Here is a 12,750-nt window from a genome sequence, read left to right as displayed (position 1 = left end):
CAAATTCCGTAGATTGCACAACAACGTGCAATTGCACGGCAGTGTGCATTTACCGAGAGGAACGGACGTGTCTCTGCTAGTCACCACGCCGGTGGAACCGGGCGCCGTCTACGGCAGGCGATGGGCCGCGCTGGCGGTGCTGTGCCTGAGTGTGCTGATCGGCGTCATGACCAATACGTCGCTGATCGTCGCCGCGCCGGATATGACCGTCGACCTGGGATTGTCGAGCCAGGATCTGCAGTGGATCATCGACGCGTACACCATCCCCTATGCCGCGTTGATGCTGCTCATGGGCGCGATCGGCGACAAGTACAGCCGCCGCGGCATGCTGCTGGCGGGTCTCGCCGTCTTCGCGGGCGGCGCGGCGCTGGGATCGGTCGTCGACAGCGCGGACCTGGTGATCGTCGCCCGCGCGATCATGGGCATCGCGGCCGCGATGATCATGCCCGCGACGCTGTCGCTGCTCGTGGCGACCTTCCCCAAACGCGAACGCGCCGTGGCCATTACGATCTGGACGGCGACCACCGGACTCGCCATCGCGGTCGGGCCGCTGGTGGCGGGCTGGCTGCTCATCGACAACGGATGGGCGTCGACCTTCCTCATCAACGTTCCCATCGCCGTCGGCTCGTTCGTCGCGGCGCTGGTGCTGGTCCCGCCCTCGCGGGCGCAGGCGACGCAGCGGCTGGACCTGATGGGCGGTGCACTGTCGGTCGTGGCCGTCGCGGCGCTGGTCTACATGATCATCGAAGGCCCGCGCAACGGCTGGCACACCGCCGCGGTGATCGCCGGTGCGCTGGCCGCTCTCGCCGCCGCCGCGTTCACCGCCTGGGAACTGCGCCACCCCAACCCGATGCTGGACATCCGCAAGTTCCGCGACCGCGCGTTCGCGGGCGCGAATCTCGCTGTGCTGCTGTTCTTCCTGGCCGCGTTCGGCGCGATCTACTACATCACGCAGCACCTGCAGTTCGTCCTCGGCTACGACCCGCTGGACACGGGTGTGCGGCTGCTGCCGCTGGCGGGCGCGGTGTTCGTCGGCTCGGCGATCACCGGTGTGCTGACCCCTCGGCTCGGACTGCGGACGATGGTTGTCGCGGGTATGACGGTCGGGACTCTGGCGCTGATGATCCTCACCCGCGTCGATGCCGAGTCGGGGTACGCGGCGTTCGTCGGGCCGCTGATGCTGCTCGGCCTCGCGATCGGGCTCAGCGTCTCCCCGGCCACCGACACCATCATGGACGCCTTCCCCGAACGGCTGCTCGGCGTGGGAGGCGCGGTGAACGATACCTCCGTCGAACTCGGCGGCACGCTGGGCATCGCCATCCTGGGTTCCCTGCTGGCGAGTGCCTACAGCGACGAGATCGGTCCTGTCGTCGCGGGCCGTCTGCCCGCGGAAGCAGCCGACGCGGCGCAGGATTCGATCGGCGGCGCGCTCATCGTGGCCGAGCGGATCGGTGCGGCCGGAATGCCGGAGCAGGCCGCGCAACTCGTCTCCGCCGCCGATGCGGCCTTCGCCCACGCGGTCTCGCAGACCAGTCTGATCGCGGCGATCGTGCTCGCGATCGGCACCGTCACCGTCGGGGTCCTGCTCCCGGCGCGGCGCAAGCCCGCACCGGCTCCCGCCGCGAGCGCGACCGAGGAGCTGGTGACGGTCGGCTGATGCTTCGGCACGCGGTGCGGGAATTTCCGCCGCGCTGTCCGTGATTCGTTGCGATCCGTCCTCCGCATGTCGATGCGGAGGACGGATCGCTTCCCCGTCGGCCGTGGGAACGCCGCCACGCTCCGAGCCGGCCCGACTGTCGCCGGTGGGATCGGGAGCACAGGGCAGCGACACCGCGCTCGGTGGCGGGCGACGCGACGAGCGTTTCGGCAGCCTGTACCTACGCGTCGGCCGGAGCGGAGAGTGTCCGACGGGCGCCGCGCCGCTTGGCGGCATACGGCTGTACGAACATGTAGAGACCGGAGAACAGGAGTGCGGCGAGCGGGAGCAGCGGGAGGTAGGACACCCAGACGATCGGCTCTTCCGGCGCCAAGGCCACGAAGGTGGCGAGAACGGTCGAGAGGAAAACGATCGCCGACCAGCGGTGCAGCTGCCGGATCCACTGGGCCGTCGAGCGACCTCGGTTCGCAGCGGCCTGCCGGGATGGGATGTCCGCGGCTCGTCGATTGCGTCCGATGGCATACGGCAACACGAAGAGGTAGAGGCCGGAGAACAGGAGCAGGGCGAGCGGGAGCAGCGGTAGATACGACACCCAGACCGGACCCTCTAGCGCCAAGGCGGCGATGGTGACGACGACGGTCGCGGTGAAGGCGATGGCCAGCCACCGGTGCGTCAGCCGAATCCGCTTGTTCCAGTTCATTGAGTCCTCCTCCGAAGGCGAGCAACCCGGCGATCTGCCGGGTGGACGTCGATAGCGAGAACGTTAGCTACGGCCCGGTGACCTGCGCTTCTCGATTCCTGATCGTTCTCGTCGCTTGCTCGGCGAGCGTGCCCAGCCCGGTGAGAAGTCTCCGAGAGTCGCACCCGGGGCCTTGCGGCAAAACCCCGGGTGTGCCGCAGAATCGCCGGCCGAACGTCGGAATCTGCGAGAAGGGGAGTAGCGAGCATGCGTGAGTTGTCGACGACCGAGGACGCGACGAAGGACTCCGAGGGGAGTGGGCGAGTGAAGCGCTGTCGTGCTGGTTCGGCGCACCCCGGAAAGCGACAGTGCCGATGTAGTTGTCGCGCGTCTCCGGTTGTCGGCAGGTGTTTCTACAATCCGTCCGTGACGCTCACCCTCGCCGACCTCGTCGGCTACACCGACCGTGATCTCGACGCCGACCTGGCCCGGTGGTTCCCCGATGCCAGCCCCGTCCACGTGCCGGAGGAAACCCGCTCGGTCGCACCGTTTCTCGAGCGCCTGGCCCCCGCCGACGCGACGGCCTTGGCCGCGCTCGACCGCCGGGTCCGCTCGGGCCGGTTGCCGCAGTTCTTGGACATCTTCGACTGGTCCTACGGTTTCGAGTTCGCGGAAAACGATTGCGGCATACGCGATTCGGACTACACGACCGAGCTCACCGACGACGATGTCTACTCGGTCGGCGCGGACGGCGGCGGCAATCTGTATGTCGTGCTCGCGAACGGTCAAGTGGCCGTGTGGTTTCACGAAGAGGAGGTGCTGGAGGGTGGCACCCGTTTCGACAACCTCGACGTGTTCCTGTGGTCGTTCGTGCGCTACCGCGCGGTGCGCGCGGGGAAGCTCGAACGCTCGGAGGTGGAGGCGGACTTCCTGGCGCTCGGTCAGGACGGTGCGCTCGAACCGAACCTGGGCCTGCTGAAGTTCATGAAATAGCGGAAGCATTCGCCGTCGGAGCGGCGCCCGGCTGATGGTCGGACGCCGCTCCCGTCATGTCAGGCCGGTGACGTTCCGACGCGGCCGAGGTGCCGGACGAAGAACCAGACCGCACGACCTCGGTTCAGCCGGCCGATTCCGCGGCGCCGTCCGATACCGCTTCGCGCTCCCGCTCTGCGCCGCGGACCCGCCAGCTCCGATATCCGCGATGCACGGCGAAGGCTCCGATGATCGCGGTGACGCACCAGACCGCGATGGCGGAATAGGCAAGGGGCGCCGACAGATCGCCGATCGACGCGCCGAGCGCGGTGTAGACGAATGCCCGCGGCGCCGATCCGATGAACGATCCGACGGCCATCTGCCACAACGGAACTCCGAAGGCGCCGAACACATACGACGCCAGCGCATCCGAGATACCGGGGACGAAGCGTTGCCCGACGATGGCCCACAAGCCGCGCTGCTCGATCTGCGCATCGATACGAGCGGCGCGTTCGGCGCCGAGCAACCCGCGCGTACTCTCGCGGCCCGCCCGGCGCCCGAGGAAGCTGGTGATGACCGCCGTCCCGACGGCCGACCCCAGCGTCACGAACGTTCCGAGCAGCGGTCCGAAAAGAAACCCGCTCCCAGCCGCCAGAATCGGGCCGGGAACGAAGACGGCGCCGAGCGCGGCCGACACCACCACGTAGGCCAACGGCGCCGCGGGCCCGGTCGCCGCGATCATGCCGCGCACGCCGTCGACGTCGATCACTCGCGCGATGGCGACGAGATAGAACATCGCGAGCAGGAACGCGACGGACACCGCGAGCCGCACGATGTGCCGCCGTCGGCTGGTGGGGGAGAAATCGTTGTCGTCGGGCATGGTGAACCTGTCACTTGTCGTCGGCGCGGCGCAGGAGTCCGTTGGCGGCGAGGCCGAGCAGGGTCTCGGCGCGTTGTGCCGGATCGGGAAGGGATTCGGTGGCCAGGGATATGCCGTTGGCGAGTTGCAGGACGTCGTCGACCGCGACACCGGAGGCGATCGAGCCCTCGCGTCGGGCGCGATCGACGAGTTGTCGTGCCGCTTCCCTGATCATGGCGTGGGGCGAGAACCCCGGATCGGAGTTGTACCCCGTCAGCGCCGGTCCGAGACCTCGTGCGGTGGCCGCGTGCGCCACGACATCGCGCAGCCACATCACCAGGGCCGCACTGGCATTCGGCGCGGTCAGCAGATCCTCGGCCCGTGTGCACAAGACCTCGACGCGTTCGCGCAGCACCGCTTCCAGCAGCATCTCGCGGCTCGGGAAGTGCCGGTGCAAGGTGGCCGATCCGACCCCGGCGCGGCGGGCGATCTCCTCCAGGGACGCGTCGGCTCCGGCTTCGGCGATCACGGCACTCGCCGCGGTCACCAGCCTGTCGCGGTTGCGTCGCGCATCGGCCCGCATGCGACCCGATGAGCTGGGGTTCTCTCCCATCTGTTCGACTGCCTTCTTGCTAAATGGGGTGGGCACCCCGTATCGTACCCGGCGATAAATGGGGTGGGCCCTCCGTTTCGCGTCGCGTCCGATGCGCTCGTCGAATCGGCCCACGGATTCCGAAAGGTGACGAGATGCCGGACATCACCGTGGCGGACCGCGTCGCGATTCACGAAACGATCGCCCTGCACGGGCATTTGGCCGACGATCGTGCGTGGGATCGGCTCGATGAAGTGTTCGCCGACGACGTGGTCTTCGACCTGACGGACTACGGCTACGGCACGCTGCATGGACTGCGGGCGATGCGGGACTTGGCGCGCGGCAGTCGGGATGCGGCGAATCAGCCGATGGGGCATCACGTCACCAATATCGTCATCGTCGGCCAGGATTGCGAGAACGTGCGGGTGCGGTCGAAGGCTCTGGCGGTCGCGGCCGACGGGACGAGCGCGTCCGCGGTGTATGAAGACGTGCTGCTGCGGGAGCCGCGGGGGTGGCGCATCGGCTACCGCAAGGTGGTGGCGCGTCGCGGGCCGGCCGTCGGGTAGTCGGCGCTGCGCGGTTCGACGCCGACGATCGACATGAGGCGCACGTCTTCAACGGGTTAGCCGAAGGTGTGCCATCGGGGGAATTTCGCTGCAGGAGGGCCGACTCGCTCGATATCAATCGACCGCTTGGTGGTACCTACGTCGAGGGCGAACCACCTTGGTAGCCGCTGTTTCTCGGATTCCGCTCGGTCTGTTTCGGCAAGGAGGTAATGCCTCCCATCCGTCCCATTCCGCCGCACGAATAGTGAGGTAGCTGAATATTCACTCACAATGAAAGGGAGGTGGTAACGGAATGTCGAGTTGCCGCGTGGCCGTGATCGGAGCCGGATTCGGTGGTATCGGGATGGGAGTGGCTCTGAAGCGGGCGGGATTCGAGGATTTCGTGATCTTCGAGAAGAGCGCCGACGTCGGCGGGGTCTGGCGGGACAACACCTATCCGGGTTGCAACTGCGATGTCCCCTCGCACCTGTATTCGTTCACCTTCGCGCCCTATCGCGACAGGCACATCCGCTATCCCGGACAGCGACAGATCCTCGAGTACCTGCGTCGGGTCGCTGTCGAGTGCGATCTGATGCCGCACCTTCGGCTGGGCACAGCCATCACCGCGGCCACCTACCTCGAGCAGCAGGGCCGCTGGGAGCTGGCCACGGCCACGGGCCGGTCGGTGGCCGATGTCGTCGTCTTCGCAGTCGGCCAGCTGCACCGCCCGTATCTGCCCGACATCGAGGGGCGGACCGACTTCGCCGGGTTGTCGTTCCACACCGCCGAATGGGATCACCGGCACGACTTGCGCGGCCGCGACATCGCGGTGATCGGCACGGGATCCAGCGCCGCCCAGATCCTGCCCACCCTCGCGGCCGCCGCCGCGCGGGTGCACCTGTTCCAGCGCACACCGCACTGGGTGCTGCCGAAGCCTCCGGCCGAGTTCGGGCCGTTGGCCCGAGCGGGCCTGAGTCTGCCTGGCGCGCACCACTTTTACCGGCAGGCGCTCGACCACGGTGCGGACGCCCTGCTGGCGCCGATCATGCGGCGGGGGTGGTCGGCGCGGCCCGCCGCATGGCTGGCCCGCCGGTACCTGCACCGCCAGGTCCCCGACCCCGCATTGCGTGCGAAACTCACACCCGACTATCCCATCGGTGGCAAACGCATCATCTTCGACAGCCACTACTACCCGACCCTCAACCGCCCCAACGTCGAACTGGTCACCGAGCCGGTCACGGGCATCGTCGGCGACGGTCTGGTGACCGCCGACGGGACCTGCCATCGAGTCGATGTGATCGTCTACGCCACGGGTTTCCGGGCGCCGGAATTCCTCGTCCCGGTCGTGGTGCGCGGGCGGGAAGGGAGGGTGTTGCACGAGCAATGGCGCACCGGCGCGAGCGCGTTCTTCGGCTTGGCCGTCCCCGGCTATCCGAACGCCTTCCTGATCGCCGGGCCCAATTCGTTCAACCCCGCGGGCAGCAACCCCGCCATGAAAGAACGTCAAATCGACTACATCCTCGACTGCCTGCGCTTGCGCGACCGGCTCGGCGCCGCGGCGATCGAAGTCGACGAGGAGGCGATGCGCGCCCATCGGCGATGGCTCGATCGGGCGATCGCCAAGACGGTGTGGCCCATCACCGGGCCGAGCTGGTACAAGGATCGCGCCGGGCGCGTCACCAACCCGTGGCCGGCCTCGGCGCGGACCTACGAGCGGATGCTGCGAAATCACCGGCCCGTGGCGTGCTTCCGCGCGGTCTCGGCGGACACGCCATATCCCAGACACGGTCGCCCGGCCCCTGCGGTGACCCGATGTTCGACGCCGGTCGCGTCTCCCGCGGTGTCCTGACCGGGCGCCCTCGACCGGCGTCGGCCGGTTGAGTTCGTGTGGAGCCCAGCATGATCGACAGACAGCGCGGCCGCGTCCGTTGCCGCGCTGTCAGCCCTCCGTACTCAGGCGGCGGCGTGGGCGGTCCGGTCGCGGGTGAGCGCGCCGTCGGTCATGCGGTAGACCGCGTCCATGCGAGGCAGGTGGGTGTGGTCGTGGGTGACGAGGAGGGTGGCGGCGCGGTGGTCGTCGGCGACGGTCAGGATGAGGTCGATGATCGCCGCGCCGCGTTCGGAATCCAGTGCGCTGGTCGGCTCGTCGACGACGAGCAGCGCCGGATCGTTCATCAGCGCGCGGGCGATGTTCACGCGCTGACGTTGGCCGCCGGACAGCTGCGCGGGGCGCTTCGCCGCATGCTCCGCCAGCCCGACGGCATCCAGGAGTTCCCTTGCCTTGGCGCGGGCTTCGCAGCGTCGAGCCGGTGTCGTGAAGACTCGTCCGCCGAGATGGTGCATCATCTCGAGCTGTTCGAGGGCGGTGAGCGCGGGAACGAGATTGGCCTGCTGGAAGACGATGCCGATGGACGAGCGGCGTAGCGCGGCCGCCTCGCGGCGGCTGAACGATACCAAATCGACTGCGGTCGAGGAGGTTTCGAGCAGCACCCGGCCGGAATCGGGTCGGGTCAGCGTCGCGACCACGGCGAGCAGGCTGGATTTGCCCGAGCCCGAGGGGCCGGTGATCGCGGCGACGGTGCCCGCGTCCACGCGAAGGCTCACACGGTCGAGTGCGGTGAGCCGGTCCGCGCCGTCGGGGTAGGTGAGGGTGACGTCGTCGACGGTGAGGGTCATGAGGTGCTCCGGTGTGTCAGCGGGCCGCGCCGAGCGCGGCGAGCGGGTCGGTGGTGAAGAGGAAGCGCAGGGCGAACGCGGCGCCGAGCAAGCCCAGCACGACGAGCGCGGCCGCGGGCAGCACCGTGGTCGCGGGCGTCACCACGAACGGGACCGCTTCGCCGACGAAAGACGCTGCCGCCAGGGTGATTCCGAGTCCGGCGACGACGCCCGCGACAAGCACGACGGCGGCTTGGCCGAGCGCGTCGCGGACCAGCGATCCCGAGGTCGCCCCGAGCGCCTTCAGTGTCGCGATGTCGGGCGTGCGCTGGATCGTCCACACGGTGAAGAACGCCCCGATCACCAGCGCCGAGATGGCGAAGAGCAGCACGGTCATCAGGGTCAGCGAACCGTTCTCGGCGCGGTAGGAGCCGAGCGCGTCCAGTGACCCGGAGACGCTGGTCGCGGTGGTCCGCGCGGCGGCGTTCGCGGCCGCGGCGTCGGACACGCCGGAGACCGCGAGCACCGTGGCCGCACCACCGCGCGGGCTGACCGAGCGCCAGTCCTCGACCGTCATCCAGACCACCGGCGTGTGGCTGTACCAATCGTCGCCGCGGACCGCCGCCACGGTGAAGTCGCGCTCGCTGAGATGCAGAATGTCACCCGCCGCCGTCTTCAGTTCTCGCGCCGCGCCTTCGCTGAGCACGACCGATCCCTGCTCGGTTGCGGCGCGATTGCCGACCGTGGATTCCCGCGCGCCGAACAGGGCGACGCGCGCGGGGGCGCCGGACCCGACCGCCTCGGCGCGTCCGATGCCGACCGGGTCCACCGTCCGCGCGGCGGCTCGCCAGATCTCGACCTGCCGCTCGGTGAGCGCGGACGTGTCGAAGGACGGATCACCGCCGCTGTCGGCGAACACCAGTTGCTCGGCGGAGATGGCCTGGACCGCGGAAATGTTCTGGTGCGCGAGCCCGGCGGTGAGACCGCTCAGGAAACTCACCAGCAACGCCACCAGCGTGACGACCAGCGTGATGAGCAGGAAACGGCCGCGGGCGACGCGCAAATCCCGGAGTGCGAGGAACATGCCTCCACTCTCGCGGTGCGCGGCCGGTGCGCCATCGCACGCGGGAAGGAACCGGCGGCGGACGAAGGGTGGAGGCGGTTTTCCACCTTTCGATGGATGCCGCCCGGATAACCGCACATAAGCTGGCAGCGTGCACCCGTCGCCGCTCACCCCTGTCGTCACCGCGCTGCGGCTGGGCTTGCACCTGTTGGTGACGGTGCTCGCCGCGGTGGTCGTGGTGCGCGCGCTGCTGCCGGGCGCGCCGCATTCGGTGCCGGTGGTCGTGCTGACGGCGGCGTTTCTGCTCGTCTATTTCGCGGGCGCGTTCTTCGGTGATCAGCGGGGCGCCGCGCTGCCGGTGTGGCTCGGGGCGCTGACCTTGCTGTGGCTCGGCCTGGTCGTCCTCGCACCCGACGCCGGGTACCTGGCCTTCGGATTGTTCTTCCTCTACTTGCACCTGCTGCCGCGTCCGTGGAGCCTGCTCGCGGTGGCGGCGGCGACCGCGGTCGCGGTCACCGGGTTCGGCGTGCACACCGGGTGGTCGGTCGCCGGCGTGGTCGGTCCGGTCATCGGGGCCGCCGTGGCGGTGGGCATCGGGCTCGGATACGAGGCGCTGTTCCGGGAATTCGCGGAACGACAGCGGCTCATCGACGAATTGCTCAGCACCAGGGCCGCTCTCGCGGACCGCGAACACACCGCGGGCAGGCTCGCCGAGCGTGAGCGCCTCGCCCAGGAGATCCACGACACCGTCGCCCAGGGGCTGAGCAGCATCCAGCTGCTGTTGCACGCGGCAGAACAGGCCGATCCGCGGCATCCCGCCCTGCCGCAGATTCGGCTCGCTCGCGAGACGGCGGCCGAGAACCTGGCCGAGACCCGTGGTCTCATCGCCGAACTCGCGCCGGTGCCGCTGGAGGGCTCGTCGCTGGCCGAGGCGCTGGAACGGATCTGCCGTCGCGCCGAAACGCCGAGTCTGCGCACCCAGCTGGTGGTGGAGGGCGAGCCCGAGCGGCTGGCCATGCCGATCGAGGCGGCCCTGGTGCGCATCGCGCAGGGCGCGGTCGCCAACGTGGTACAGCACGCGAACGCCGGTCGAATGCGTCTCACCCTGACCTACGCCGACACCGACGTGCACATGGACGTAGTCGACGACGGAGTCGGCATGGACCCCGAGGTTTCGGTGCGCACCAAGTCCGGCGGCTTCGGGTTGCCTGCGATGCGGGCGCGGGTCGAGCAGCAGGGCGGCAGCATGGCGGTGGAGTCGGAACCCGGGCACACCGCCGTCTCGGTATCGTTTCCGCTCGTGCCGGGAACCGTTGTCGCCGAGGCAGATTCGGCGGCCGACGGATGATCCGGCTGCTGCTGGCCGACGATCACGCCATCGTGCGCGCGGGCTTGCGCGCGCTGCTCACCGGTGCCGACGACGTCGAGGTCGTGGGGGAGGCGGCGACCGCCGAAGCGGCCGTGGCGTTCTGCGCCACGACGCCCGTCGACCTCGTGTTGATGGACCTGAGTTTCGGTGGCGGGCGTTCCGGCGTGGACGCCACCGCGGAGATCCGCGCGCTGCCGCGCCCGGCGAACGTCCTGGTGGTGACCAACTACGACACCGACGCCCACATCCTCGGCGCGATCGAGGCGGGCGCCTGCGGGTACATCCTCAAGGACACCCCGCCGCCCGAGCTGCTCTCGGCGGTGCGTTCCGCCGCCGCGGGGGAGAGTGTGCTCTCGCCCGCGGTCGCGTCCAAACTCATGACGCGGGTCCGGCGTGCCGACACCACGTTGAGCCCGCGCGAGATCGAGGTGCTCCGGCTCGTCGCCGACGGACGGTCGAACCGGGAGATCGCCAAGGAACTGTTCCTGAGCGAGACCACTGTGAAATCCCACCTCGTGCACATCTACGCCAAGCTCGGGGTCCGCTCCCGCACCTCGGCGGTGGCACGCGCTCGTGAACAGGGCGCGATCTGAGACTGTCCCATCACATCGCGGGTTTCGCGCGGCGTGATTCGCCCGGGCGGGAGGCGTTCACGGCTGCTGGAGGATGCTCATCGGCGTCGCCGGGTCGCGCTGTGTCGGCAGCCCGTGTCCGGGGACGATGATCCGGGCCGGCTGGGCGGCCAGGATATGAGCGCTGTCGAGGGTGCGGGTTTCGTCGTGGTTGAACACCTTCGGCAGCAGTTGCGGTCCGGTCTCCCGGACGAGGGGGTGTCCGGTGACCAGGGCGTCGCCGGTGAACAAGACCGCTTCGGACGGCATGAAGTAGGCGGTGTGGCCGTCGGTGTGGCCGGGGGTCGGTATCGCGACGAAGCCGCCGGGCAGCGACGACAGGGTGGTGTCGTCGGCGGCGGTGGCGGACGGCACGCTGGTACCGAGATGGCCCCGCACCGCTCGCAGGGTCTGGACCACCCATCGACGGCCCCGGCGGGTGCGGAGGAGCCCGAGCATCTGGGCGGGGGTGATTTGTTGCAGGTATTCGCGTTTCGCGTGCCGGACTTCCTCGGCGCCGGTGTAGACGGGCGCCCCGGTCCGTTCGACGAGGGTGGGGATGGCGCCCATGTGATCGAGATGGGCGTGGGTCAGCAGGACGGCGGCGATGTCGGCGAGCTCGTGGCCGATCTGGCGTACCGAGCTCAGGACGTCGTCGGTGTCGGAAGGGTATCCGGCGTCGACGACGGTGACGCCGGATCCGTCGCTGACCAGTGCCCAGTTGACGTTCGTTCCGGCCACGACGTAGACGGAGTCGGAGACCTGGTCGATCTTCACGGGTGTGTCCTCACTGCTCGATGCGGTGTTCGATGACGCCGACGCCGTCGATCTCCAGGCACAGTTCGTCGCCGGGCGCCAGCCAGCGGCCCAGTTCCATCCCGCAGCCTCCTGGCAGGGTGCCGCTGGACAGGAGTTCACCGGGATAGAGCTGCTCGCTTCGGGAGGCGTGCGCGATCGCCTCGGCCATCGAGTATCGCATTCCCTGAGTTCCGGTCCGCGAGACCGTGTTTCCGTTGATCCTCACGGTGGCCGTCAAGCGATCGAGCCGGTCGGCCACCGCCGCACCGGCGACCGCGGTCGCCGACATCGAGGTGGTGAAGTGCTTGGACTTCTGCGGACCGAACCCGGAACGCATTTCCGCGAGTTGCACGTCGCGCGCCGAGAAGTCGTTGACGACGACCACCGCGCCGATCGCGGCGGCGGCTTGCTCGACGGTGGCATCACGCAGCGGTGCGGCCAGCACGACCCCGAGTTCGAGTTCGAAATCCAGTGCGCGGCTGTAGGCCGGGCAGGTGATCGGGACGCCGGAGGGGACGATGGTCAGCGCGTTGGACATGTAGTAGATCGGCTGACGGTACCAGAGCGCGTGCGGCCGGAAGGCGGGAAAAGTGCGGCGGGTCAGTGTTTCGAAGGCGCGTCCGAGCCGGTGGGCGGCAGGCACGAAGCGTCGCGCCAGACCACGGGCGGCGGCGATGGCGTGCTCTTCGAACACCATGAAGTCGCGGAAGGACGCCGGGCACACCGGCAGTACCGTGGCACCGTCGGCCAGTCCCATGCTGTCGTAGCGGGCGAGCTCGAATTCCGTGGTGAACGCCGATGGAATAGCGAAAGCCTCTGTAGAACTGTCTATTTCGTCTGCGGACTGCCAGCCGTCACCGGTGTCGATGTGCACTTCGATCCGCCGTTCGGCGAGGTCGAGCGTTCGCCGCATCCGCGGCAGCAGCGTCGGAGAATCGTTCATCGCGTCA

General features: G+C 68.9%; 13 protein-coding genes. 6 read left to right on the top strand and 7 right to left on the bottom strand.

Translation table 11 applies throughout. From position 1 onward, the window contains the following. Positions 1-67: 67 nt before the first annotated feature. The gene (locus AC3EO7_RS25580; protein ID WP_435592583.1) at positions 68-1,657 is read left to right on the top strand and encodes an MFS transporter; all 1,590 of its coding nucleotides are present in this window, start codon (positions 68-70) and stop codon (positions 1,655-1,657) included. Positions 1,658-1,877: 220 nt separating this feature from the next. Here AC3EO7_RS25580 and AC3EO7_RS25575 read toward each other — a convergent pair whose 3' ends face one another. Then, a complete protein-coding gene (locus tag AC3EO7_RS25575; protein WP_431970512.1) occupies positions 1,878-2,357 on the bottom strand; it encodes a hypothetical protein in 480 nt (159 codons plus the stop codon). Between the two features lie 405 nt (positions 2,358-2,762). On the opposite strand from AC3EO7_RS25575, the gene AC3EO7_RS25570 reads away from it, so the two are divergent. Further along, on the top strand, positions 2,763-3,329 hold the full coding sequence (locus tag AC3EO7_RS25570) for a hypothetical protein (protein WP_435592582.1): 567 nt from the start codon (positions 2,763-2,765) through the stop codon (positions 3,327-3,329). A gap of 124 nt (positions 3,330-3,453) precedes the next feature. On the opposite strand, the gene AC3EO7_RS25565 is transcribed toward AC3EO7_RS25570, so the two are convergent. After that, the gene (locus AC3EO7_RS25565) at positions 3,454-4,188 is read right to left on the bottom strand and encodes a TVP38/TMEM64 family protein (protein ID WP_435592581.1); all 735 of its coding nucleotides are present in this window, start codon (positions 4,186-4,188) and stop codon (positions 3,454-3,456) included. A 10-nt stretch (positions 4,189-4,198) separates the two neighbouring features. Then, complete coding sequence (locus tag AC3EO7_RS25560) at positions 4,199-4,780, bottom strand: TetR/AcrR family transcriptional regulator (protein ID WP_431970509.1); 582 nt, start codon at positions 4,778-4,780, stop codon at positions 4,199-4,201. A 134-nt stretch (positions 4,781-4,914) separates the two neighbouring features. On the opposite strand from AC3EO7_RS25560, the gene AC3EO7_RS25555 reads away from it, so the two are divergent. Both AC3EO7_RS25555 and AC3EO7_RS25550 read left to right on the top strand, forming a co-directional pair. Then, positions 4,915-5,325 (top strand): nuclear transport factor 2 family protein, encoded by a 411-nt coding sequence (locus AC3EO7_RS25555; protein ID WP_435592580.1) that lies wholly within the window; start codon positions 4,915-4,917, stop codon positions 5,323-5,325. A gap of 307 nt (positions 5,326-5,632) precedes the next feature. Beyond that, positions 5,633-7,153, top strand: coding sequence for a flavin-containing monooxygenase (locus AC3EO7_RS25550; protein WP_435592579.1), 1,521 nt, complete (start codon positions 5,633-5,635; stop codon positions 7,151-7,153). A 104-nt stretch (positions 7,154-7,257) separates the two neighbouring features. Here the strand turns inward: AC3EO7_RS25550 and AC3EO7_RS25545 are convergent, their stop codons facing one another. Together AC3EO7_RS25545 and AC3EO7_RS25540 are read right to left on the bottom strand one after the other, a co-directional pair. Next, on the bottom strand, positions 7,258-7,980 hold the full coding sequence (locus tag AC3EO7_RS25545) for an ABC transporter ATP-binding protein (RefSeq protein ID WP_435592578.1): 723 nt from the start codon (positions 7,978-7,980) through the stop codon (positions 7,258-7,260). A gap of 16 nt (positions 7,981-7,996) precedes the next feature. Further along, the gene (locus tag AC3EO7_RS25540) at positions 7,997-9,043 is read right to left on the bottom strand and encodes an ABC transporter permease (RefSeq protein WP_435592577.1); all 1,047 of its coding nucleotides are present in this window, start codon (positions 9,041-9,043) and stop codon (positions 7,997-7,999) included. A 130-nt stretch (positions 9,044-9,173) separates the two neighbouring features. Between AC3EO7_RS25540 and AC3EO7_RS25535 the strand changes: the two genes are divergently transcribed. Together AC3EO7_RS25535 and AC3EO7_RS25530 are read left to right on the top strand one after the other, a co-directional pair. Then, positions 9,174-10,370, top strand: coding sequence for a sensor histidine kinase (locus AC3EO7_RS25535; protein ID WP_435592576.1), 1,197 nt, complete (start codon positions 9,174-9,176; stop codon positions 10,368-10,370). Next, positions 10,367-10,984, top strand: coding sequence for a LuxR C-terminal-related transcriptional regulator (locus AC3EO7_RS25530; protein WP_435592575.1), 618 nt, complete (start codon positions 10,367-10,369; stop codon positions 10,982-10,984). Before AC3EO7_RS25535 ends, AC3EO7_RS25530 begins: the two co-directional genes overlap by 4 nt. Before the next feature lie 57 nt (positions 10,985-11,041). Here the strand turns inward: AC3EO7_RS25530 and AC3EO7_RS25525 are convergent, their stop codons facing one another. After that, complete coding sequence (locus AC3EO7_RS25525; protein ID WP_431970502.1) at positions 11,042-11,779, bottom strand: MBL fold metallo-hydrolase; 738 nt, start codon at positions 11,777-11,779, stop codon at positions 11,042-11,044. 10 nt (positions 11,780-11,789) lie between these two features. After that, positions 11,790-12,743 (bottom strand): fumarylacetoacetate hydrolase family protein, encoded by a 954-nt coding sequence (locus tag AC3EO7_RS25520; protein ID WP_435592574.1) that lies wholly within the window; start codon positions 12,741-12,743, stop codon positions 11,790-11,792. Positions 12,744-12,750 lie beyond the last annotated feature (7 nt).

It is taken from the genome of Nocardia sp. bgisy118, assembly GCF_057708605.1.
Note: the sequence above shows the minus strand (reverse complement) of the source record. Positions and strands in the feature narration are given on the sequence as shown.

Coding starts and splice junctions, on each gene's coding strand:
- AC3EO7_RS25545 (WP_435592578.1), bottom strand. CDS start 7,980: ATGACCCTCACCGTCGACGACGTCACCCTCACCTACCCCGACGGCGCG.
- AC3EO7_RS25540 (WP_435592577.1), bottom strand. CDS start 9,043: ATGTTCCTCGCACTCCGGGATTTGCGCGTCGCCCGCGGCCGTTTCCTG.
- AC3EO7_RS25560 (WP_431970509.1), bottom strand. CDS start 4,780: ATGGGAGAGAACCCCAGCTCATCGGGTCGCATGCGGGCCGATGCGCGA.
- AC3EO7_RS25565 (WP_435592581.1), bottom strand. CDS start 4,188: ATGCCCGACGACAACGATTTCTCCCCCACCAGCCGACGGCGGCACATC.
- AC3EO7_RS25530 (WP_435592575.1), top strand. CDS start 10,367: ATGATCCGGCTGCTGCTGGCCGACGATCACGCCATCGTGCGCGCGGGC.
- AC3EO7_RS25575 (WP_431970512.1), bottom strand. CDS start 2,357: ATGAACTGGAACAAGCGGATTCGGCTGACGCACCGGTGGCTGGCCATC.
- AC3EO7_RS25520 (WP_435592574.1), bottom strand. CDS start 12,743: ATGAACGATTCTCCGACGCTGCTGCCGCGGATGCGGCGAACGCTCGAC.
- AC3EO7_RS25555 (WP_435592580.1), top strand. CDS start 4,915: ATGCCGGACATCACCGTGGCGGACCGCGTCGCGATTCACGAAACGATC.